Source organism: Streptomyces sp. V3I7, from assembly GCF_030817495.1.
In the GTDB taxonomy this organism is placed as follows: Bacteria; Actinomycetota; Actinomycetes; order Streptomycetales; family Streptomycetaceae; genus Streptomyces.
This window is the reverse complement of record NZ_JAUSZK010000001.1, coordinates 870,909-891,792: the sequence shown is the minus strand read 5'-3', so window position 1 is coordinate 891,792 and position 20,884 is coordinate 870,909. Positions and strand designations below refer to the sequence as shown.

General features: G+C 73.7%; 20 protein-coding genes. 10 read left to right on the top strand and 10 right to left on the bottom strand.

The window, feature by feature from the left end; translation table 11 throughout:
- Positions 1-46: 46 nt before the first annotated feature.
- Entirely contained in the window at positions 47-922 is an 876-nt protein-coding gene (locus QFZ74_RS04270; RefSeq protein WP_307619437.1) for an undecaprenyl-diphosphate phosphatase, read from the bottom strand.
- Between the two features lie 465 nt (positions 923-1,387).
- Positions 1,388-2,170 carry a TVP38/TMEM64 family protein gene (locus QFZ74_RS04265; RefSeq protein WP_307619436.1) on the bottom strand — a complete coding sequence of 261 codons (783 nt, stop codon included), beginning with the start codon at positions 2,168-2,170 and terminating at the stop codon, positions 1,388-1,390.
- A gap of 22 nt (positions 2,171-2,192) precedes the next feature.
- On the opposite strand from QFZ74_RS04265, the gene QFZ74_RS04260 reads away from it, so the two are divergent.
- From QFZ74_RS04260 to QFZ74_RS04250, 3 genes are all read left to right on the top strand, one after another.
- Positions 2,193-2,432: a hypothetical protein gene (locus QFZ74_RS04260; protein ID WP_307624324.1), complete on the top strand. Its 240-nt coding sequence runs from the start codon at positions 2,193-2,195 to the stop codon at positions 2,430-2,432.
- A gap of 122 nt (positions 2,433-2,554) precedes the next feature.
- Positions 2,555-3,724 carry an elongation factor Tu gene (tuf, locus tag QFZ74_RS04255; RefSeq protein WP_307619435.1) on the top strand — a complete coding sequence of 390 codons (1,170 nt, stop codon included), beginning with the start codon at positions 2,555-2,557 and terminating at the stop codon, positions 3,722-3,724.
- A 137-nt stretch (positions 3,725-3,861) separates the two neighbouring features.
- Positions 3,862-4,653: a spermidine synthase gene (locus tag QFZ74_RS04250; RefSeq protein WP_307624038.1), complete on the top strand. Its 792-nt coding sequence runs from the start codon at positions 3,862-3,864 to the stop codon at positions 4,651-4,653.
- On the opposite strand, the gene QFZ74_RS04245 is transcribed toward QFZ74_RS04250, so the two are convergent.
- Complete coding sequence (locus QFZ74_RS04245; RefSeq protein WP_307619434.1) at positions 4,615-5,994, bottom strand: MFS transporter; 1,380 nt, start codon at positions 5,992-5,994, stop codon at positions 4,615-4,617. The genes QFZ74_RS04250 and QFZ74_RS04245 overlap by 39 nt on opposite strands.
- 97 nt (positions 5,995-6,091) lie before the next feature.
- Between QFZ74_RS04245 and QFZ74_RS04240 the strand changes: the two genes are divergently transcribed.
- Positions 6,092-6,544, top strand: a complete 453-nt coding sequence (locus QFZ74_RS04240; RefSeq protein WP_307619433.1) for a DUF4442 domain-containing protein — start codon at positions 6,092-6,094, stop codon at positions 6,542-6,544.
- 43 nt (positions 6,545-6,587) lie between these two features.
- On the opposite strand, the gene QFZ74_RS04235 is transcribed toward QFZ74_RS04240, so the two are convergent.
- A complete protein-coding gene (locus QFZ74_RS04235; RefSeq protein WP_307619432.1) occupies positions 6,588-6,998 on the bottom strand; it encodes a hypothetical protein in 411 nt (136 codons plus the stop codon).
- A gap of 62 nt (positions 6,999-7,060) precedes the next feature.
- On the opposite strand from QFZ74_RS04235, the gene QFZ74_RS04230 reads away from it, so the two are divergent.
- A complete protein-coding gene (locus QFZ74_RS04230) occupies positions 7,061-11,569 on the top strand; it encodes a CHAT domain-containing protein (protein WP_307619431.1) in 4,509 nt (1,502 codons plus the stop codon).
- 27 nt (positions 11,570-11,596) lie between these two features.
- On the opposite strand, the gene QFZ74_RS04225 is transcribed toward QFZ74_RS04230, so the two are convergent.
- Together QFZ74_RS04225 and QFZ74_RS04220 are read right to left on the bottom strand one after the other, a co-directional pair.
- The gene (locus tag QFZ74_RS04225) at positions 11,597-12,313 is read right to left on the bottom strand and encodes an alpha/beta hydrolase (protein WP_307619430.1); all 717 of its coding nucleotides are present in this window, start codon (positions 12,311-12,313) and stop codon (positions 11,597-11,599) included.
- 52 nt (positions 12,314-12,365) lie between these two features.
- The gene (locus tag QFZ74_RS04220) at positions 12,366-13,304 is read right to left on the bottom strand and encodes a hypothetical protein (protein ID WP_307619429.1); all 939 of its coding nucleotides are present in this window, start codon (positions 13,302-13,304) and stop codon (positions 12,366-12,368) included.
- Between the two features lie 345 nt (positions 13,305-13,649).
- On the opposite strand from QFZ74_RS04220, the gene QFZ74_RS04215 reads away from it, so the two are divergent.
- A complete protein-coding gene (locus QFZ74_RS04215; RefSeq protein ID WP_307619428.1) occupies positions 13,650-14,294 on the top strand; it encodes a DedA family protein in 645 nt (214 codons plus the stop codon).
- Between the two features lie 33 nt (positions 14,295-14,327).
- Here QFZ74_RS04215 and QFZ74_RS04210 read toward each other — a convergent pair whose 3' ends face one another.
- Positions 14,328-14,855, bottom strand: a complete 528-nt coding sequence (locus tag QFZ74_RS04210; RefSeq protein WP_307619427.1) for a gamma carbonic anhydrase family protein — start codon at positions 14,853-14,855, stop codon at positions 14,328-14,330.
- Between the two features lie 109 nt (positions 14,856-14,964).
- On the opposite strand from QFZ74_RS04210, the gene QFZ74_RS04205 reads away from it, so the two are divergent.
- Positions 14,965-15,729, top strand: coding sequence for an acyltransferase (locus QFZ74_RS04205; protein ID WP_307619426.1), 765 nt, complete (start codon positions 14,965-14,967; stop codon positions 15,727-15,729).
- A gap of 337 nt (positions 15,730-16,066) precedes the next feature.
- Here QFZ74_RS04205 and QFZ74_RS04200 read toward each other — a convergent pair whose 3' ends face one another.
- The gene (locus tag QFZ74_RS04200; RefSeq protein ID WP_307619425.1) at positions 16,067-16,927 is read right to left on the bottom strand and encodes a DMT family transporter; all 861 of its coding nucleotides are present in this window, start codon (positions 16,925-16,927) and stop codon (positions 16,067-16,069) included.
- 93 nt (positions 16,928-17,020) lie between these two features.
- Here QFZ74_RS04200 and QFZ74_RS04195 point away from each other — a divergent pair, with 93 nt between their 5' ends.
- Entirely contained in the window at positions 17,021-17,593 is a 573-nt protein-coding gene (locus tag QFZ74_RS04195) for an XRE family transcriptional regulator (protein ID WP_307619424.1), read from the top strand.
- Positions 17,594-17,624: 31 nt separating this feature from the next.
- Entirely contained in the window at positions 17,625-18,182 is a 558-nt protein-coding gene (locus QFZ74_RS04190; protein ID WP_307619423.1) for a YbaK/EbsC family protein, read from the top strand.
- A 13-nt stretch (positions 18,183-18,195) separates the two neighbouring features.
- Here the strand turns inward: QFZ74_RS04190 and QFZ74_RS04185 are convergent, their stop codons facing one another.
- Together QFZ74_RS04185 and QFZ74_RS04180 are read right to left on the bottom strand one after the other, a co-directional pair.
- Positions 18,196-19,410 carry a 4-hydroxybenzoate 3-monooxygenase gene (locus tag QFZ74_RS04185; protein ID WP_307619422.1) on the bottom strand — a complete coding sequence of 405 codons (1,215 nt, stop codon included), beginning with the start codon at positions 19,408-19,410 and terminating at the stop codon, positions 18,196-18,198.
- Positions 19,411-19,477: 67 nt separating this feature from the next.
- Entirely contained in the window at positions 19,478-19,894 is a 417-nt protein-coding gene (locus tag QFZ74_RS04180) for a CoA-binding protein (protein ID WP_307619421.1), read from the bottom strand.
- Positions 19,895-20,265: 371 nt separating this feature from the next.
- On the opposite strand from QFZ74_RS04180, the gene QFZ74_RS04175 reads away from it, so the two are divergent.
- Positions 20,266-20,808 (top strand): histidine phosphatase family protein, encoded by a 543-nt coding sequence (locus QFZ74_RS04175; protein WP_307619420.1) that lies wholly within the window; start codon positions 20,266-20,268, stop codon positions 20,806-20,808.
- Positions 20,809-20,884: the final 76 nt, after the last annotated feature.

The window sequence follows — 20,884 nt, the reverse complement described above, 5'->3', positions numbered from 1 at the left end:
ACGCTGCGCTACCACTTGGCTACACGGACCGCATGTCCGTTCGGCCTCAGCCCGCCGACTCCGCCGCGTGCGGGCTCAGGACACCCGCTGCGACCAGCGCGATGATGACGATGCCCAGGGCGATGCGGTACCAGACGAACGGCATGAAGCTCTTGTTGGAGATCCACTTCATGAACCAGGCGATGCACGCGTATCCGGACGCGAAGGCGATCACCGTGGCGAAGAGCGTCGGCCCCCACGCGACGTGGTCGCTCTCCATCGCGTCCTTCAACTCGAAGACACCGGAGGCGAGTACGGCCGGGATGGCGAGCAGGAACGAGTACCGGGCGGCCGCCTCGCGCTGGTAGCCCATGAACAGGCCGCCGCTGATCGTGGCGCCGGAGCGGGAGACGCCCGGGATGAGGGCGCAGGCCTGGCAGAGGCCGAAGATCAGGCCGTCCTTGACGCCCAGGTTCTCCAGCGTCTTGCGCTGTTTGGGCGACCGGTGCCGGCCGCCTGTCTCGTCCCGGGCCGCCATCCGGTCGGCGATGCCGATGACGACGCCGACGACGATCAGCATCGTCGCGGTGATCCGCAGATCACGGAACGGGCCCTCGATCTGGTCCTTGAGCGTCACGCCGAGGAGGCCGATCGGGATCGAGCCGACGATGACCAGCCAGCCCATCTGCGCGTCGTGGTCGTGCCGCATCCTCTTGTCGAACAGCGACCGGAACCAGGCCGAGACGATCCGGCCGATGTCCCTGCGGAAGTAGATCAGCACCGCGGTCTCGGTGCCGATCTGGGTGATGGCGGTGAAGGCCGCCCCCGGGTCCTTCCAGCCCGAGAAGGCCGCGGTCAGCCGCAGGTGCGCGCTGGAGGAGACGGGGAGGAACTCGGTCAGCCCCTGGACGAGTCCGAGGACGAGGGATTCAAACCAAGACATGGATGTAGAGCGTCCAAGTGCTGATCGGGGAATGTGATGATCACGCGGATCGAGGGGCAGCGTAGCGCCCCGAGATGACGGGGAAGCAGGAAGGGGTTGGGGCGCGGGCCAGACGCAGCCTCGCACCCGGTTCGCCCGGTGTGTGTGGGGAGTTGGGTCAGCGGTGCCCCGCTGAGGCCGAGCGGGGGCTGCGGATGGGGCGTCGGTCGAGCCACTGAGGGGGCACGGGCGGGTGTCGACGCGCTTCGCGGTCGTGCCGGTGGCCCGGTGGCCCGGGCGATGGCGCCGCGCAGAGCGGAGCGCGGCTCGACGGCAGCACAGCGACCAGCGCCGGCCGAGCGCCACCCATATCGACAAAGCGAGTTCACGACGCGAGCGGGCGGACCGGTGGCGCGGCGGTCGGTCAGCCGCCGGCCCAGCACCCGCTCAGCCGCAGGCCCGGTCCCGCCCAGCCCCTCCCACGGATCAGCGGCGCCGCAAGTGATGCCGTTTGCGCCAGGCGACCACCGCGGTGACCAGGGCCGGTACGGCGATGGCGACCATCGCGAGGAGGAAGGCGGGGGAGGTCGGGGACGAGGCGCGGGCGCCCGCGACGGCGTAGGCGACGGTGTTGGGGACCGAGCCGAGGCCCGTCGCCAGCAGGAACGGCAGCCAGCCCATGCGGGAGACGGCCGCGCAGTAGTTCGCGGCCCAGAACGGCACGCCAGGGAAGAGTCGCGCCGCCATCATCGAGCGGAAGCCGTAGCGGCTCAGCTGGGTGTCGGCCGCCCGCAGCCAGCGGCCGCGCAGCAGTGGGCGCAGCGCGTCCTGGCCGAGGACACGGCCGAGGCCGAACGAGATCCCGGCCCCGAGCACCGTGCCGGCCAGCGCCGAGCCGAGCCCGAGTTCGGAGCCGAACAGCGTGCCCGCCGCCAGCGTCAGCAGCGGTCGCGGCACGAACGCCACGGTGCACAGCCCGTACGCCAGCGCGAACGCCACGGCCGCCGCGGCCCCGCCGAGGTACGGCGGCCAGCCGTGCGTCAGCAGCCGCTGTGGTTCGAACATCAGCATCGTCACGGCGGCCGCCGCGAGCAGGCCCAGGAGAAGGGACAGCCGCGACCAGGGCGACAGCAACGCGCGCGTGCAGCGCGTCGTGAAGCCCGCGCGCGGGAGAGGCGCCACCGTGGGCACGGCGACATCGAGCTCCGTGGCGGCGGCCCGGGGAGAGGCCGTGGCGGTGCCCCCAGAGCGGGTGGTGGCATCGAGCATCCGGCGACCCTAACCGACGCACATGTCCGATCGCCGCACGCGCCCGCACGCGACCCCCACAGATGCGGGTATCTCGACCGCCGTACCGGGCACGGCCGCACGGACGACGGAAAACCATTCGACGCGCGACACGCCCTCCGCAATCATCGGCGTCATGTTCCGGCACGCCTTCGACCTCGCAGCATCCGCGGTCGCGGATGCCCCGAAGGCTGCCGTCGCGATCGTACCGATCGTCGTCGCCGTCGACGGCGCCCGAAGCTGACCCTCTCCGGATCGTCCGGCGGACCCCGCAGGGGGAGGGTCGGCGAGTCGCCCGGGGTCCCCGCTCTTCTTACGAGGTCTCTCCTTTCGAGATCTCCTCTTACGAGGCTTCGAGGTACAGCCATGCCCAAGACGGCGTACGTGCGCACCAAACCGCATCTGAACATCGGCACCATGGGCCACGTCGACCACGGCAAGACCACCCTGACCGCCGCCATCACCAAGGTGCTGGCCGAGCGCGGCACCGGCACGTTCGTGCCCTTCGACCGCATCGACCGGGCCCCGGAGGAGGCGGCGCGCGGCATCACCATCAACATCGCGCACGTCGAGTACGAGACGGACACCCGGCACTACGCCCACGTGGACATGCCGGGCCACGCCGACTACGTCAAGAACATGGTCACCGGTGCCGCCCAGCTCGACGGGGCGATCCTCGTCGTCTCCGCGCTCGACGGGATCATGCCGCAGACCGCGGAGCACGTGCTGCTCGCCCGCCAGGTGGGCGTCGACCACATCGTCGTCGCCCTCAACAAGGCCGACGCGGGCGACGAGGAGCTCAGCGACCTCGTGGAGCTGGAGGTCCGGGAGCTGCTCAGCGCGCAGGGCTACGCGGGCGACGTCGTCCCCGTCGTACGCGTCTCCGGCCTCAAGGCGCTGGAGGGCGACCCCCGGTGGACGGCGTCGATCGAGGCGCTGCTGGACGCGGTGGACACGTACGTGCCCATGCCGGAGCGCTACGTGGACGCGCCGTTCCTGCTGCCGGTGGAGAACGTGCTCACCATCACCGGCCGCGGCACGGTCGTCACCGGCGCGGTCGAACGCGGCACGGTCCGGGTGGGCGACCGCGTCGAGGTGCTCGGCGCCGGCCTGGAGAGCGTGGTCACCGGGCTGGAGACCTTCGGCAGGCCGATGGAGGAGGCGCAGGCCGGGGACAACGTGGCGCTGCTGCTGCGCGGCGTCCCCCGGGACGCGGTCCGGCGCGGGCACATCGTGGCGGCGCCGGGCAGCGTCGCGCCGAGCCGGCGCTTCACCGCGCGCGTGTACGTCCTGTCCGGGCGCGAGGGCGGCCGGACGACCCCGGTGGCGACCGGCTACCGGCCGCAGTTCTACATCCGCACCGCGGACGTCGTCGGCGACGTCGACCTCGGTGAGACGGCCGTCGCGCGCCCCGGCGACACGGTCACCATGACCGTCGAGCTGGGCCGCGAGGTTCCGTTGGAGCCCGGTCTCGGCTTCGCCATCCGCGAGGGCGGCCGGACGGTCGGCGCGGGCACGGTGACCTCGGTCGGCTGACCCCGTCCACAGGTGTCCGCCTCCGCTGCTACGGGGGCGGGCACCTGCGCGGGCGACGGCACAATGGATCCGTGAACGAGCACGACGCCGAGCCCATACCCGTGACCAGGACCGTCGACCACGGGACCGCCAAGCTGATGCCCGACGTCGACCGCGAGCGGGCGTGGCTGCTGACGGTCGACGGGGCACCGCAGTCGTACGTCGACCTGGACGCGCCCACGCACCTGGAGTTCGAGTACGCGCGACGGCTCGGCCACGTCCTGGACGGCGTGGCGGAGCCGGGCCGCCCGCTGGACGTGCTGCACCTCGGTGGCGGCGCGCTCACCCTGCCCCGGTACGTCGCCGGGACCCGGCCAGGCTCGGCGCAGGACGTGGTCGAGGCCGACCGCGGTCTGCTGGCCCTGGTCGCCGAGCACCTGCCGCTCCCCGACGGCGCCCGCATCGCGCTGCACGCCGCCGACGCCCGCACCTGGCTCCAGGCCGCCCCGGACTCCTCGGCGGACGTGCTGATCGCCGACGTCTTCGGCGGCTCCCGGGTCCCGGCCCACCTCACCACGCTCGCCTACGCCCGCGAGGCCGAGCGCGTCCTGCGCGCCGACGGCGTCTACCTCGCCAACCTCGCCGATGCCGCGCCGTTCGCCTTCCTGCGCTCCCAACTCGCCACCCTCGGCGCCGTGTTCGAGGAGCTGGCGCTGATCGCCGAACCGGGGGTGCTGCGCGGCCGCCGGTTCGGCAACGCGGTGCTCGTCGCCTCGCACCGCCCCCTCGACACCGCCGCCCTGGCCCGCCGCACCGCCTCGGACGCCTTCCCGGCCCGGGTCGAAGGCGGCGCGGCGCTGCGGGACTTCATCGGCGCCGCCCTGCCGGTACGGGACGAGGACGCCGTGGCGTCACCCGAGCCCCCCGAGGGGGCCTTCGGTATCGGCTGACGTGCTCTTGGTCGTCGAATTCTCCGGGCTTTGTGAGGCGGCCGAGGAGTTCGGGCCTTGCGAGGGGGCCGAGGGCGTCGGACCACCGGTCACCGGAGCGGTGCGGCGGGTCAGATTCCGGACGTCCGGGACCCACAGCACCGCGGCCGTCACCAGCACCACAAGCCCCGCGCATCCCCACAGCGCCTCCGTGCGTCCGAACGCCCCCTCCGCCGGTCCCGCCAGCGCCATGGCGGGCGGCAGCAGCGCGATCGAGCCGAACCAGTCGTACGCCGAGACGCGCGAGAGCTTGTCCTCGGGGATCTCCTGGTGCAGCGCGGTCATCCAGGAGACGCTGAACACCTCCACGGTCGTACCGGTCACGAACATCACCACGTACAGCGCCTCGGCCGGCACCGGGACGGCCAGCGCGACGGCCGGGAGGGCCAGCGGGAAGACGCAGAGGGTGCCCGCCAGGAGCAGACGGCGCGGTCTCCAGCGGGTCATCAGGAACGCGCCGGCCACCGTGCCCGCCCCGAACGCGCCCAGGGCGCGACCCCAGGGGCCCGCGCCGCCCAGACTGTCGCGGGCGACGAGCGGACCGTAGACGGCCTCGGCCGCACCCACCACGGCGTTGGCGACGGCGAACTGGACGACGATGCTCCACAACCAGGGCCGCCCCGTGAACTCCCGCCAGCCATCCCGGAGGTCGGCGAGCAACCCGTCACCCGGCGGCCGTGGCTCGATATGACTCACGTCGAGGAAGGCGCGCAGCGCTCCGGCGACCGCGAACGCCCCCGCGTCGATGGCGAGCACCCAGCCGGGCCCGACCGCGGCGACGAGTGCTCCGCCCAGGGCCGCGCTGCCCAGCGCGGCCCCCTGCGTCGCCATCCGGAACACCGCGAACGCCCGGCCGGCCTGCTCCCCGCTGACGGACGACATCAGCATGCCCTCGGCCGCCGGGCCGAAGAACGCCTGTCCGGTGCCGCCGAGTGCGGTGAGCAGCATCATCTGCCACAGCCGGGGCTCGCCGGCGAGGACGAGCAGCGCGAAGGCGCCCTGCGAGAGGCAGTTGAGGGCATTGGCGCCCACCATCACCCGGTGCCGGGGGAGACGGTCCGCGACCGCTCCGCCGATGAGCAGGAAGAGCACCTGGGGCAGCGCGCGGGAGGCCGCGACCAAGCCCACCTCCCCGGCGCCGCCGCCCGCCTCCAGAACGGCGAACGCGGCCGCGATCAGCGCGCCGCCGGAGCCCAGGCTCGTCACGATCGTCGCGGCGGTCAGCAGCGTGTAGTTGCGGCCGGCCCAAGCAGGCCTGCGCCAGGGGGCGTTGGGGGAGGAGGAGACGGCGGCGGTGCTCACCGGGCGACTATCCCCGCCCGAGGTCCTGCTTGCCAACGGGATTTCTCGAGCTGACGGGGGTGGCCAGCCTGCCTACTCGCCGGTAACATCTCGCTCCATGACCGTTGAAAGCGCCTCGATGGGCGAGATGCTGGCCGCCGCCGTTCCGATGGTGCGCACCCTGAACCTGGAGTTCGCCGAGGTGACCGCGGAGCGTGCCGTGCTCCGGCTCCCGGACCAGCCGGACTACCACAACCACATCGGCGGCCCCCACGCCGGCGCCATGTTCACGCTGGCCGAGTCCGCCAGCGGCGCCATCGTGCTGACCGCATTCGGCGAGCAGCTCTCGCGCGCGGTGCCCCTCGCGGTGCGGGCGGAGATCGACTACAAGAAGCTGGCCATGGGCCCGGTGACCGCCACGGCGACCCTGGGTCGTCCGGCCGCCGAGGTCGTCGCGGAGCTGGACAAGGGCGAGCGGCCCGAGTTCCCGGTCGCCATCGCCATCCAGCGCGAGGACGGCGCCGTCACCGCGGAGATGACCGTCGTATGGACCCTGCGGCCGAACGGCTGAGGCGGTAACGGCGCTTCGCGCACGGTTGGTTGAGGCCCTCGGGTCACGGCGTGAGCGTCGTGAGCCGCAGGGCCTCGCCGCTCACCCGGCACTCGGGAACGCCGCCAGGTCCGGGCCAGGCGTACCGCGCGCAGGGATGGTCGGAGCGCGGGCAGAGCAGCACCGGCTCGTACGGCGGGCCGGGCGCGACGCCCGCGGCGGTCACCATCGACGAGGAACGCGTGCGCCCGAAGACGCCGTTGGCGTCCTGTGCCGCACGCAGGGCCCGGTGTACGCCGTCGAGCAGGGCCGTGGGGTTCTCCCCGGCCCGCAGCGCGGCGAGCAGTTCGTCCAGCCGGGCGGGCCCGCCGGCCGGTCCGCGGTCCAGTGTCGCGCGGACCACGTCGACGTTCTCGCACACGTACGCGAGCCCCTCGGCGATGTGCTCCGGCGTACGCCTTGAGCCTTGTCCCATGTGGATGTCCCCGGATACTGGTCGCACTGGTGAACCCCGGCGCAGGGCCCTGCCATCGTACGATGGGGGACCGCTGCGACAAGGGGGATCGGATGCGGCGCCGCGACGAGTTGCTGACGTTGCTCGGCGAGATCCTGCGCCGGATCAGCGACAAGGGTGACCCAACTCTCGCCTCACAAGCGCCCGTCCAGTCGCTTGCGGCCGAACTCACCGCGACCATCGACGAGTCGGAGCAGTGGGACCTGGACGCCCGGCACGCGCTCGGCTGGCTCACGTGGTACCAGTACGAGGCCTCGCGGGGGCACGACCGGCGGGCGGCCAAGGCGGCGCTGGACCTGCTGACCCCCGGCGCGATCACCATCGGGATGCGGGAGTTCCCCGCGCCCCTGCTGCCCGCGCTGGTGGACCGGGTCGCGCCCCGCTCGGCGGCGCTGCTCCAGCACGCGGCGGCCGGTTCCGACGTGGGCCTGCTCTGCAACCTGGTCGACCACTGGATCCACCTGGTGAACGCCACCCCCAAGGACAATCCCGACCGGCCGCGACGCCTGACGGTCCTGTGCGGCGCACTGCAGACCCGCTTCGCGCGGACCGGGAACGAACGCGACCTGAACGACGCGGTGACCGCCGGGCGTTGGGCCGTGGAGAGCGGCGCGGACCACCCCGACCTGGGGATGTATCTGTCGAACCTCGGCGCCGCCCTGAAGGCCGTCCACGAGCACACGCATGACGCCGCCGACCTGGACGAGGCCGTGCGCGTCCTGCGCCGGGCCGTCACCGCCGCCGCGGGGCACCCGCAGCAGGAGTTCGCGCTGACCAACCTCGGCGCCGTGCTCCAGGCACGCTTCGACCTCACGCACGCCGGCGCGGACCTCGACGAGGCGATGACCGTCACCCGGCGGGCCCTCGACGCCATGCCCGCGGACCACCCCGAGCGCGGCGCCGTCCTCAGCAACCTCGGCCACAACCTCCGCATCCGGTACGAACAGACCGGCGATCCGGCCGAGTTGGACGAGGCGGTGCGCATCGGACGCGCGTCCGTGGCGGCCGGCGCACAGCACCCCGACCGGGGCCTGTACCTGTCCACGCTGGGCCGCACCCTGCGCAGCCGCCACCAGCGGACCCAGGACGCGGCCGACCTGGACGAGACGGTGGACGTCCTGCGGCGGGCCGTCGAGGCGACCCCGGACCGGCACACCGAGCGGGGACAGCGCCTCGCATACCTCGGCGACGCCCTGGAGTCCCGCGCCGGCCTGACCGACACCGCCACGGATCTCGACGAGACGGTGGACGTCCTGCGCCAGGCCGTCGCCGCGACACCCGCGGACGACCGCGAACACCCCTTGCGGCTGCTGAACTTGAGCCGGGCGCTGGAGACACGCTGCGCGCGGGCCGGCGACCCGGCGGACGGCGACGAGGCATCGGCCGTGGCCAGCCGGGCCGTCGAACGCGCGGAGGCCCTGGACCATCCCGCCCGGGCCCTGACCCTCTCCAACCTCGGCAGCTCCCTGCTGGCCCGCTACGAGCGGACAGGCGAGGCGGCCGATCTGGACGCCGCCGTGTCCGCGGGCCGCCGGGCCGTCGAGAGCGGCGCGGCGGACGCCTTCGACCGCCTGCTGCATCTGACCGTCCTCGACGCCGCCCTGTGGCGCCGCTTCCAACTGCGCGCCACGGACGAGGATCTCGACGAGGTGCTGGCCACCCGGCGTCTGATCATCGAGGCGACCCAGGTCGGCGACGCCGAGCGCGGCCCGCGCCTCGAGCACCTCGTCACCGCCCTGGTCTCACGCTACACACGGCAGGAGCGACTCGCCGACCTCGACGAGTCGATCGCCCTGGGCCGCCTGAGCCTGGACGCCGCGGCGGACGACTCCGGGCGCTCGACCGCCCTGGTGAACCTGGCCGGTTCGCTCCATCTGCGCTTCGACCGCCTGCGCGAGCGCGCCGATCTGGACGAGGCCGTCACCCTGCTGCGCCGGGCCGCCGAGGCACCCGTCGCCCCGCTGGGTGGGCGCGGGCTGCCCCTGGCCAACCTCGCCCAGATGCTGCGGGAACGCGCGCGGGGCACGGGCTCGCTCCAGGATCTCGACGAGGCCACCGCCTTCGCCCGCCGAGCCGTCGAGGAGACCGCGCTGCCGCCCGCCGACGGGAGCGAAGGAGACGTCCGGACACGGTTCGTCCTCACCCTCAACACCCGCCGTCATCACAGCGGGAAGCCGGCCGAAGCCGACAGCAGCCGGTCCTCCGACCACGCGGACGCGTGGGACCTGCTCGCCGAGTGCCTCATGAGCCGCTTCACGCGGACTGGTTCACTGGCCGACGTGGAGGACGCGGTCGAGGTGCGCCGCCGTGCCGTCGAGGCGACCGCCCCCGAGCACGAGGACCGGGCGAAGCGCCTGTCGGCCCTCAGTTTCGCGCTGCGGTCGCGCTTCGAACGGGGCGGCGCGGGCGCCGACATCGACGCGTCGATCGACGCCGCGCGGCAGGCCGTCGCGGTGGCCCACGCCGACGATCCCCAACGGGCCGTCTACATCGCGTCGTTGAGCAACGCGCTGCACTTCAGGTACCGGCTGGCCGGCGACCGGGGCGACCTCGACGAAGGAGTGCGCATCGGCCGCCTGGCCGTCGAGATCGAGCCCCAGGACGAGGCCCTGCGCGCGCATGGCCTCACGAACCTGTGCAACCTGCTCCAGCACCGTTTCGACGTCAGCAGGGACCCGCGGGACCTCGACGAGGCGGTGGACGTCGGCCGCCGGGCCCTCGACGTGGCCCCCGCGCCCGACGTCACCCGGCCCAAGGCTCTGATGGTGCTGGCGACCGCCGTACGCTCCCGCTTCCAGCGCGGCGAGGACCTCGCCGACAAGGACGAGGGCCTGCGCCACCTCACCGAACTGGTCCGCTGCGTCACCGCCCCGGCCGCACTGCGTAACTTCGGCGCGCGGCTCGGCTCGGACATGGCGTTCGCCGACGATCCCGCCCTCGCGGCCGAACTGCTGGAGACCGTGGTCCTTCTGCTGCCGGAACTCGCCTCGCACCGACTGCGCCGCGGCGACCAGCAGTTCGCCCTCGGCTCTGCCGCCGATCTCGCCGACAGCGCCGCCGCGGCCGCCCTGGCCGACCCGACCCGCCCGCTCGCCGAGCGCGCTCAACGGGCGCTGACGCTGCTGGAGACGGGACGGGCGGTCCTTCTGAGCCAGGCCCTGGACGCGCGCGGCGACCTGACCGAACTGCGCGGCGTCCACCCCGACCTCGCGGCCCGCTTCACGGCCCTCCGCGAGCGCCTCGACCGGGACGTCGAGCCCCCTCAGGCGGCCTCCGCCGGACAGCGGTCGCTGCGCGAACGGGCCGACACGGCCGCCGAGATGACGGCCCTCCTCGGCCACATCCGCACGCTCGACGGCTTCGCCGGGTTCGCCCTGCCGCCCACCCTCGACGAACTGGCCGCCGAGGCCGGGGCGGGCCCGATCGTCACCTTCACCGTCCACGAGTACGGCAGCCACGCCCTGCTGCTCACACCCGGCGAGGTGACCGTCCTGCCGCTGCCCGGTCTGACGCCGCGTGTGGTGATCGACAAGGTCAACGCCTTCCATGTCGCCCTGCGCGACGCCACGGACCCGGACGCGGACCGCGTCGCGGCCCAGAACGCGCTCGGCGACGTCCTCGCCTGGCTCTGGGACACCGTCACCGGACCGGTCCTCGACCGCCTCGGCCACCGCACCACGCCGGACGACCAAGCGGAGTGGCCGCGCCTGTGGTGGGCGCCGAACGGACGCCTCAGCCTGCTTCCCCTGCACGCCGCCGGGCACCACGGCGACCCCGGCACCGACGGCCGCCGTACGGTCATGGACCGCGTCGTCTCCTCGTACACACCGACCGTCCGGGCCCTGCGCCAGGCGCGCCGGCGGCGCAGCGCCGGCGCCGCCCGCGCGGACCGCTCGCTCGTCGTCGCCATGCCGACCACCCCGGGCCTGCCCGACCACGGCAGGCTCCAGCACGTCACCGCCGAGCAGGAGATGCTCGCCGGGCTGCTCCCCGATCCCCTCACACTGACCGAGCCGGACCCCGGCACCGCCCCTGGCCCCGGCCCGCTCCCCACCCGGGACCTCGTGCTGGCCGAGCTGCCCGGACGTCCCGTCGTGCACTTCGCCTGCCACGGCGAGTACGACCTCGACGACCCCGCGACCAGCAGGCTCCTGCTGCATGACCACGCGCAGAGCCCGCTGACCGTGGCCAGCCTCGTCGGCGTCAACCTCGAGGACGCCCAGCTCGCCTACCTCTCGGCCTGCCACACCGCGCTCAACGTGGCCGACCGCTTCCTCGACGAGGCGATGCACCTCGCCGGTGCCTTCCAGCTCGCCGGCTTCCCGCAGGTCGTCGGCACCCTGTGGACGCTGGACGACGAGGTCGCCGTCGACATCGCCGAGGACTTCTACACGGCCCTGCGCGATCCGGACTCCGGGACACTCGACCTCGGCCGCGCCGCGCACGCCCTGCACCGGGCCACCCGCACCCAGCGGGACCGGTATCCGGGGACGCCGTCCCTGTGGGCCGCGCACCTGTACACCGGCGCGTGACCCGGCCACACCGGCGCGTGACCCGGCTCAGGCGCTCCCGAGCACGATCCGCCTGACCGACGGCAGATACCGGACGGTCGGGTCGTCCCCGTGCGACAGCGGGCCGGGGTGAAGCACCCGGGCACCGAACCCGGGGGAGTCCGGCCGAGGTCCGTGCACCCCGTACGGCGTGCCGTCGCCGTTGATCTCGGGGGACGTGGCGTACACGGGCGCCATCGTGCGCAGCTCGCCGGCCGTCTCCGTCCCCGCCGAGGCGCACCCGAGGAAGACCAGCGCGTCGGCCTCCAGACCGTGGTCCCGCGCCGCGAAGCCGGTCACGAGCCCGCCGTACCCGTGCCCGATGACCGTCAGCCGGGCGCGCGGCGAGGCCATCCCGGAGAACTCCCGCGTCACGTGGACGCCGGCGACGAAGCTCGCCAGCGCGCCCGCGCCCCGCAGCGCGGACGCCGGGTCACGGGCCTCGCTCCCGGATCCTGGCGGCTCGTAGTCGAGCCACGTGATCACCGAGACCGTGTCGTCGTCCGGCGCGGACGCGAGGGAGCGGTAGAACACCTCGGCGCGGTGCAGGTGCCGGTCGAGGTCGCGCAGGGCGCCGATGCCGGGGACCAGGACGACGACGCAGTCCGCGCGGTCCGGGTTGTTGCGGGCGACGATCACGCGGCCGTCGGGCTTGTAGCCCAGCAGCAGGATGCGGTTGTCGTCGGAGGGGCCGTCCGCTGTCCCAGGGTTCTCCGCCCGTGCCATGTGCGGCAGTCTGCCGCACGGGCACCGGCGAGCACAACGGCGCCCTCCGGGCTCAATCGGCAGGCGGGGGCGAGGGGTTGGCGACGAGCAGGCGCTTCAGCTCCGTGCCGAGCTCGGGGGTCGGCGGACCGCTGTGGTCCACTCCGAGCCGGCCGGCGAGGTCGGCGGTGTGCAGCCGGACCGCGGACTCCAGAAGCAGGGCGTACGTCTCGGTCGCCGCCCGGGCACGGACCCTGCTGGTGAGCGCGAGGACGGCGGATATCAGCGCGGCCGGCCACCAGAACACGGCCAGCGGCAGATAGAGCAGCGCCCACGCGAACAGGGCGGTGGCGCGGGCGAGGGTCTCGCGGGCCGTGTTGATCTCGGCGCGCGGGGTGTCCGGGAGGATCAGCCACAAGGAGGGCCACACGACGGCGAGATCGAGGCCGTAATGGCGTTCCAGCCGGAAGGCGACGGCCTGGACGCGGTCACCGCACCACGTCGGCCGCGCCGGGCGCTCGGGGGAGACGCGCGTCATGCCCGCGTGGGCAGCCCATCGCTCCGCCGGATCGACGGCCCGCCCCAGGGCGCGGGCGCGGCCCGCCTCCTCCCGGTGCGCGCGGTAGCGCCGGGCGGCCGCCTCCCAGCGGCGGCGCCGGGCCGCGACCCGGCGCCGGGCGAGAGTGCGCAGCGGCACCGGCCAGGTCGGCCAGCCGGCGGCCAGCCACAGCCGTTCGACCAGCGAACCGAGGGCCTGGGCGGCGAGCCCCACGACCACGGATCCGCCCAGCACGGCCAGCAGGACGACCACCTGCCCGCCCACGTCACGCGCCCAGGGCGCACCCGCCCAGGCCGCGACCCGGTCGGCGAGCCGGGCCGGATCGAAGGGGTGGCCGTGGCCGAGCGCACGCGCCGCGACCGCCACGGCCAGATAGAGCGCGCCCGGCAGCACGAGCAGCGAGACCCACCGCTCCGCCAGCTTCTTCCCGAGCTCCGACAGCAGGCCGCCCATCCCGGCGCCCCCCTTCCACGCGTCGGCCGCCAGCCTGGCACAGCGGACCCGGCGGCGACACGGGCACGGGGCAGCGGGCTACTGGGCCACAGGGCGACCGGTGCCACCGGGCCACGGGGCGGCCGAGGCACCGGGCCGCCGGACCACCGGGCCACGGGGCGGCTGGGGGACCGGGCCACGGGGCGGCCGGGGGGCACCAGGGCACCCGCGGGACCGGTCCTACCGGCTGATCAGCCGGGGTGCGGGCGCGGCGCGCTTCGCCGGTCAGCAGGTAGCCTTCCCTACGAGCGCGCCCGTCGGGCGATGCCTCGGAACTCTGGGACACGAGCAGGGGAGGAACCGGCGTTGCACGTCCAGGAATGGCTCGACACCGTGCCCGCGGTGGCCGTCTACGCCGTCGTGGCCCTGGTCATCGGTCTGGAGAGCCTCGGCATCCCGCTGCCCGGGGAGATCGTCCTGGTCTCCGCGGCGCTGCTGTCCTCGCAGAACACGGGCGTCGACCCTGTGATCCTCGGCACGTGCGCGACCGCCGGTGCCGTCGTCGGCGACTCCATCGGATACGCCATCGGCCGCAAGGGCGGACGGCCGCTGCTGGCGTGGCTCGGCGCGAAGTTCCCCAAGCACTTCCATGAGGGCCATGTCGCCACCGCCGAGCGGTCGTTCGAGAAGTGGGGCATGTGGGCGGTGTTCTTCGGCCGCTTCGTCGCCCTGCTGCGCATCTTCGCCGGCCCGCTCGCCGGCGTGCTGCACATGCCGTACTGGAAGTTCCTGATCGCCAACGTCCTCGGCGGCATCGTCTGGGCCGGGGGCACCACGGCGGTCATCTACTACGTCGGCATCGTCGCCGAGGGCTGGCTCAAGCGCTTCTCCTGGCTGGGCCTCGCCGTGGCCGTGCTCATCGGCGCCGGGTCCCTGCTGATGCTCAAGCGCCGGGCGAAGAAGGCCGAATCGCAGCGACGCGAGCCGGAGCCCGTGGCCGCCGGGGACTGATCCCCGGCGCCGGACGGACCGTCGTACGGCCCTCTACTGGTGCACCTCGTGGTGCGCCTTGGCCAGCTCCGCGTACATGGTGCCGTTCAGGGTGAGGCCCTGCCGTTCCTCCTCCGACAGCTCACGGCGCACCTTCGCGGGCACGCCCGCGACCAGCGACCCGGGCGGTACGACCATCCCCTGCGGGACCAGCGCCTGCGCGGCGACCAGCGATCCGGCCCCGATCATCGCGCCGTTGAGGACGGTCGCGCCCATCCCGACCAGGCAGTCGTCCTCGACCGTCGCCCCGTGCACGACCGCGTTGTGGCCGACGGAGACCCGCTCGCCGATCGTGACCGGGAAGCCGGGGTCGGCGTGGAGCGTGACGTTGTCCTGCACGTTGGAGCCCGCCCCGACGGTGATCCGCTCGACGTCGCCGCGCACGACCGCGCCGTACCAGACACTGGCGCCCGGCAGCAGCGTGACGTCGCCGATCACGGAGGCCGTCGGCGCCACGAACGCCTCCTCGTCGATGCGGGGTTCCCTGCCGCCTATGCCCACGATCAGCGCCTGCCGCGTCATCACCGTCTCCTCGTGTCCGACGTACCCCCGCACCGTACGCCACCGGGTGGGGCGAAGATCACAGCGGTCCGGCGGCATCGGTACGGCGGGCGCTGAGTACGGTGAGCGGGTGCCCAAGCCCAAGAACACGTTCTCGTTCGCCTCGTGGCGGCGCCGTCTCGCCCAGCGGGCCGTGCACGCCGGCTGGGCCTGGGCGCGGCGCGCGGGGACCGTCTCCGCCGAGCGGCCGGGACGCTTTCGGTTCGGGGCGATCGGCGAGGGCACCAAGCTGGCCTTCCCGCTCGGCACGGTGTTCGGCGAACCCTGGATCCACCTCGGCGCCTACTGCATCATCGCCGAACAGGTCACCCTGACCGCAGGTCTGATGCCCGACCTCGACCTGGGCCCCGACCCGATCCTGCGCATCGGCGACGGCGTCGTCCTCGGCCGCGGCAGCCACGTCATCGCCGACACGACGGTGACCATCGGCCGCGACTGCTACTTCGGGCCGTACGTCTACGTCACGTCCACGAACCACTCGTACGACGACCCCCACCAGCCCATCGGCAGGCAGTGGCCGCGGATGGAGCCGGTGGAGATCGGTCCGGGCTGCTGGATCGGCACGGGCGCGGTGATCCTGCCGGGGGCGCGGATCGGCCGGAACGTGGTCGTGGCCGCCGGCGCCGTGGTCCGGGGCACGGTCCCCGACCACGCCGTGGTCGCGGGCGCCCCCGCCCGGGTCGTACGCCGCTGGACCCCCGAGGAGGGCTGGCAGCCCCCGCTGCGCACCCCCGCTCCGGTCCCGATCCCGGACGACGTCACACCGGGACAGCTGCGGGCGCTCGCGGAGCTGGAGGACGCCGGGCGCCTCGCGGAACTGGAGCCCGAGGGCTGAACCGGAACCGGAACCGGCTCGCTCTCAGTCGAAGGCAACGTTCCCGGCTCCGGTGGGATCAGGGGCTGGGCGGGCGCGGCGCGGTGGCCAGTTCTCGCCGGGCCGCGGGCAGCCCCGGGGCGACCGACGGTCAGCCCCTGGCCGTCAGTGCTGTTCCGGCCAGGGTGCAGGCCGGCGTCCGTGTTCGCGCCGTTCTGGGAGGCGCCGTCGGCGGTCCCGGGAGGGCGTGACAGGTGTCGGCGGCCGTTTCTCTCCGCGCGTCGGTGGCTGATCAGGGGCTGGGCCGGGGGCGCGCCCTTGACCCGCCGTGCGGGCAGCGCGGGAATGACGGAGAGGTTCAGCCCGTCGCCAGCAGTACCGTTCCCACCAGCGCGAGACCGGCGCCTGCTGCCTGCACGGCGCGGAGCCGCTCGCGCAGGAAGCCGCGGGCGGCGAGGGAGGTCACCACCGGGTAGAGCGAGGCGAGCACCGCCGCCACGGTGACCGGGCCGTGCTGGGCGGCGACCGAGTAGGTGCCGTTGGCCGCGACGTCGGCGAGGCCGACGAAGGCGAGGGCCGGGAGCGAGGCCCAGGGGAAGGTGCCGCTCTCGGGGAGCGCGGAAGAGCCGCGCCGCACCGCCGCGCAGAGCGCCGCGCCGCCCACGGCCACATTGGTCACCCGCTGCACGAACAGGGCGAGGAAGAGTCCGGTGACCGTGCTGGAGGCCTCGGCGATCAGAGCGAACACCGTGCCGAAGCCCATGGCCGCGATCAGCGTGAGCAGGATCGCCTGCCGCTGCACCGGCGCCCCCTTCAGCTGCGGTCCGCCCGCGAGGACCACTCCGCCGACGGCGACCGCGATCCCCGCGACCTGGAGCAGACCGGGGCGCTCGCCGAGGAACAGGCCGACGCCGACCGGGACGGCCACGCTCAGCGTGGCGAGCGGGGAGACGACGCCCATCGGGCCCAGGGCCAGCGCCTTGTAGAAGGAGAGCAGGGCGATCGGCCCGACCAGGCCCGCCGCGAACGCGAACCACAGCTGCGGTCCCGCCTCGCTCAGCCCGCCCGTCGCCAGCATGATCGCGCCGAGCACGGCCGCGGCTATGGCCTGCGAGACGACCACCACCGTCAGGGCCGGGGTGCGCCGGGTCAGCAGACCGCCGCCGAAGTCGGCCAGGCCCCAGAGCAGGCTGGTGGCCAGGGCGAAGAGTGCTGTCACGGGCTGCCTCGCAGTACAGTTCGGTGAACGATCGGGTGCACCACATCGTAGTACATCCCAATGGACTCCCTCATTCAGAATAATGGACTCAACGTGTCGGACCTCGACCTGCTGACCCAGTCACTGGCGCGCAACGTCAAGCGCTGGCGAAACGAGCGCGGCTTCACCCTGGACGTGCTGGCCGCCCGCGCGGGCGTCAGCCGCGGCATGCTCATCCAGATCGAGCAGGCCCGGACCAACCCGAGCATCGGCACGGTGGTCAAGATCGGCGACGCGCTCGGCATCAGCATCACCACGCTGCTCGACTACGAACAGGGCCCGCAGGTCCGTATCGTCCCCGCCGAGCAGGCCGTCCGGCTGTGGCACACCGACGCGGGCAGCTACAACCGGCTCCTCGCGGGCACCGAGGCCCCCGGCCCGGTGGAGATGTGGGACTGGCGCCTGATGCCCGGCGAGAGCAGCACCTCCGACCCGCACCCCACCGGCACGGTCGAGCTCGTCCATGTCACGGCCGGGGAGCTGACGCTCACCGTCGACGGCGTCGCGTACCAGGTCCCGACCGGCGCGAGCGCCTCCTTCGAGGCCAACACCCCGCACACGTACGGCAACAGCGGCGACGTGCCGATGGACATGGTGATGACCGTGTCCGTCCCGCCGGTGCGCTGAACGGCCCCCGGCGCACTGTTACCGTGCGGCCATGCGCGCACCCCTCGGCCACTTCGACACCGCCCTCCCCGCTCCCGACTGCGTCGACGAGTTGATCGCCCCGGTCGCCGACGCCGTCCGCCACTGGCGCGGCAGCGTCCCCGCCGAGCAGATCGTGTACGTCGACACCGATCCGCGCTGGGCCGACACCGCCGTCTTCGTGGAGCACTACGGCCAGGACCTGCTCGACCGGTCCGCCAACTGCGTGGTCGTGGCGGGCAAGCGGGCCGGGGAGACCCGGCTGGCCGCGTGTCTCGCGCTGTCCACCACCCGCGTCGACGTCAACGGCGCCGTCCGCCGTCAACTCGGCGCCCGCAAGGCCTCGTTCGCCTCGATGGAGACGGCGACGGGCGAGACCGGCATGGAGTACGGCGGCATCACCCCGCTCGGACTGCCGGACTCCTGGCCCCTGTTCGTCGACGCGGCCGTCGTCGAGCTGCCCTACGTCCTGGTCGGCAGCGGACGCAGGCGCGGCAAGCTGCTCGTGCCGGGCAAGGCCTTCACCGAACTGCCCGGCGCCGTCGTCCTGGAGGGCCTCGGCGTCGCCTGAGACACGGCGTCCGTCAGAAGCCGGCGGCCGAGCCGAGGTACTGCTCGGCGAACGCCGACGCGGCCGCCGGCGAGGTGAACAGCCGGCGCAGCCGGGCGAGCGTGGTGCCCGCGAGGAACGGATCACCTGACGCGGCCCCGTGGTAGATGTCGGACAGCCACTGCGAGAACTCCTGGTAGTCCCACACCCGCCGCAGACACGCCCGCGAGTAGCCGTCCAGCCCGCTCTCGTCGCCCCGCGTGAGGTACGCGACGAGCGCGTCGCCGAGCAGGAAGGCATCGTGCAGCGCGAGGTTCATGCCCTTCGCCGCGATGGGCGCGGTGAGATGGGCCGCGTCGCCCGCCAGGAAGAGCCGGCCGAACACCATCGGCTCGACCACGTAGTTGTGCATGTCCAGCACGCGCTTCTCGATCAACCGACCCTCGATCAGCGGCTGTTCCTCCGTGACCCCGAGGCGCTCGCGCAGCTCGGCCCACACGCGCTCGTCCGACCAGTTCTCCGGATCGTCGCCGGGCGGGCACTGGAGGTAGTAGCGGGTGACCTCGGGGCTGCGCGGCATGTGCCCGGCGAAGCCGCGCGGATGGACGCCGAACAGCACGCAGTCGGACGACGGCGGCGCCTCGGCGAGCAGCGCCAGCCAGCCGATGCCGTAGTCGTGCCGCGCGATCCGCGCCCGCCCCGGCTCCAGCGCGTCCCGGCTCACCCCGCGCGCCCCGTCGCAGCCGGCGACCGCATCGCACCGGATCACCCGGCGCTCCCCGGTCCCGGGGCACACGTACGACACGGACGGCCACTGAGTGTCGAGGTCGTGCAGCGCTACGTCCCGCACGCCGAAGCGGATGTCGCCGCCCCGCACGTCGGCGTACTCCCGCACCAGGTCCGTCACCAGCAGCGGCTGCGGATAGACGTAGTGCCGAAGCTCCGTCAGCTCGCCGTAGGAGAGCCGGTAGCGCTCGCCGTCGAAACGGAACTCGCACTCGGTGTGCGTCTCCGCGCGCTCCAGCAGGTTGTCCGCCAGGCCGCGCCGCTCGAGCTCGCGCACGGCCCACTGCTCGATGATGCCGGCTCTCGGCCGGGTCTCGATGAACCGTCTGCTCTCGGCTTCGAGGACCACGCAGTCGACTCCCGCGGCCCGCAGGATGTTGCCGACGGCCAGCCCGGCGGGACCGGCGCCGACGATGACGACGGGACGGTGTTCGGTGGGGTGGGGAGAAAGGGGGTGCGTCACTCCCACAGTATGACGATGTCCAGTCAATAGGTGGCTCCCGAGCTGCGGAGAGCTGCGGACGAAGTGCTCAGCGCACCCGGCTCAGCCGCGGGATCTCGATCGCCGGGCACCGGTCCATCACCATCTCCAGCCCCGACGCCCGGGTCCGCTCGTACGCGCGCTCGTCGACGACCCCGAGCTGGAACCAGACGGCGCGCGCGTTCCGCGCCACGGCCTCGTCGGCCACCGGCCCGGCCAGCGCGCTGTTGACGAAGACGTCCACGACGTTCACCTCGAAGGGGATCTGAGCGAGGGAGGCGTAACCGCGCTCGCCGTGCACCGTCTCCGCCTTCGGGTGCACCGGCACGATCCGCTTGCCGAACCGCTGGAGCACCCCGGCCACGCCGTACGCCGCGCGCCCGCGGTTCGAGGACAGTCCGACGATCGCCCAGGTGTCACCGAGCTCGGTCAGGATCCTGCGGATCGTCGCTTCGTCGCCGTACACCGTCTGCCTCCTGGGGCTCCGCGGGAGCTGTCGTGCGTGACTGCCGTCCGCACAACCGGCTTCGCCGCGCCGTCATTCCCCCGGCCGGGGCCGGCAACGGGTCCGGAAACGGCACGGGGACCGTGTCCCGGGGCGTGTCCGTCCGCCTACGCTCGCCCGTCTGCCTTGTGGGGCTCCGCGGGAGCTGTCGTGCGTGACTGCGTCCGCCGCACAACCGGCTTCGCCGCGCCGTCATTCCCCGGCCGGGGCCGCCACGGCGTACGGAAAACTGCACGGGTCTGTGTGCCGGGGCGTCCGGCCGCCTACGCTCGCCCCGTGCAGCGACTCCACGCCATCCGAACCGGTGAGCCCGCCCGTGCCGGGAGCCCCGCGTGAGCGCCCGCGCGGGAGCGGGCCCGCTGCGGCGGCTCGTGGTCCTGCGGCACGCCAAGTCCGCGCGGCCCGAAGGCGTGGCCGATCCGCTGCGGCCCCTGGCCGGGCGCGGCCGCCGGGACGCGCCCGCCGCCGGCCGGGCCCTCGCCGAGGCCGACTCCCTGCCCGACCTCGCCCTGTGCTCCACCGCCGTCCGCGCCCGCCAGACCTGGGAGCTGGCCGCCGCCCAGTGGGGCACCCCGCCGCCGGTGCGCTTCGACGAGCGGCTGTACGCGGCCGGCGTAGGGGATCTGCTGGGCGTCGTCCACGAGGTGCCGCCGGAGGTCGAGACGCTGCTGCTCGTCGGGCACAACCCCGGACTGGAGGACCTGGTGCTGACCCTGGCCGGGGACAGCCTGGACGACGCGCTCGGCGCCGTCCGTACCAAGTTCCCGACCTCCGCGATCGCCGTCCTGGCCTGGCACGGCCCCGACTGGCCGGCGCTCGCCCCGGGCACGGCGCTGCTGACGTCCCTCACCGTGCCACGGGGACGGAAGAAGTAGCGCCCGGGCGTCAGCCCCCTATCCCGTGCCTTACTGAGCCCACGTGCACCCACGGCCGCCGCCTGCCCGTGCCTTA

What these genes read in the sequence shown, in the direction of transcription:
- QFZ74_RS04270 (WP_307619437.1), bottom strand. Translation starts at nt 922, where the DNA reads ATGTCTTGGTTTGAATCCCTCGTCCTCGGACTCGTCCAGGGGCTGACC.
- QFZ74_RS04265 (WP_307619436.1), bottom strand. Translation starts at nt 2,170, where the DNA reads ATGCTCGATGCCACCACCCGCTCTGGGGGCACCGCCACGGCCTCTCCC.
- QFZ74_RS04260 (WP_307624324.1), top strand. Translation starts at nt 2,193, where the DNA reads ATGTCCGATCGCCGCACGCGCCCGCACGCGACCCCCACAGATGCGGGT.
- tuf (WP_307619435.1), top strand. Translation starts at nt 2,555, where the DNA reads ATGCCCAAGACGGCGTACGTGCGCACCAAACCGCATCTGAACATCGGC.
- QFZ74_RS04250 (WP_307624038.1), top strand. Translation starts at nt 3,862, where the DNA reads ATGCCCGACGTCGACCGCGAGCGGGCGTGGCTGCTGACGGTCGACGGG.
- QFZ74_RS04240 (WP_307619433.1), top strand. Translation starts at nt 6,092, where the DNA reads ATGACCGTTGAAAGCGCCTCGATGGGCGAGATGCTGGCCGCCGCCGTT.
- QFZ74_RS04235 (WP_307619432.1), bottom strand. Translation starts at nt 6,998, where the DNA reads ATGGGACAAGGCTCAAGGCGTACGCCGGAGCACATCGCCGAGGGGCTC.
- QFZ74_RS04230 (WP_307619431.1), top strand. Translation starts at nt 7,061, where the DNA reads ATGGGGGACCGCTGCGACAAGGGGGATCGGATGCGGCGCCGCGACGAG.
- QFZ74_RS04225 (WP_307619430.1), bottom strand. Translation starts at nt 12,313, where the DNA reads ATGGCACGGGCGGAGAACCCTGGGACAGCGGACGGCCCCTCCGACGAC.
- QFZ74_RS04220 (WP_307619429.1), bottom strand. Translation starts at nt 13,304, where the DNA reads ATGGGCGGCCTGCTGTCGGAGCTCGGGAAGAAGCTGGCGGAGCGGTGG.
- QFZ74_RS04210 (WP_307619427.1), bottom strand. Translation starts at nt 14,855, where the DNA reads ATGACGCGGCAGGCGCTGATCGTGGGCATAGGCGGCAGGGAACCCCGC.
- QFZ74_RS04190 (WP_307619423.1), top strand. Translation starts at nt 17,625, where the DNA reads ATGCGCGCACCCCTCGGCCACTTCGACACCGCCCTCCCCGCTCCCGAC.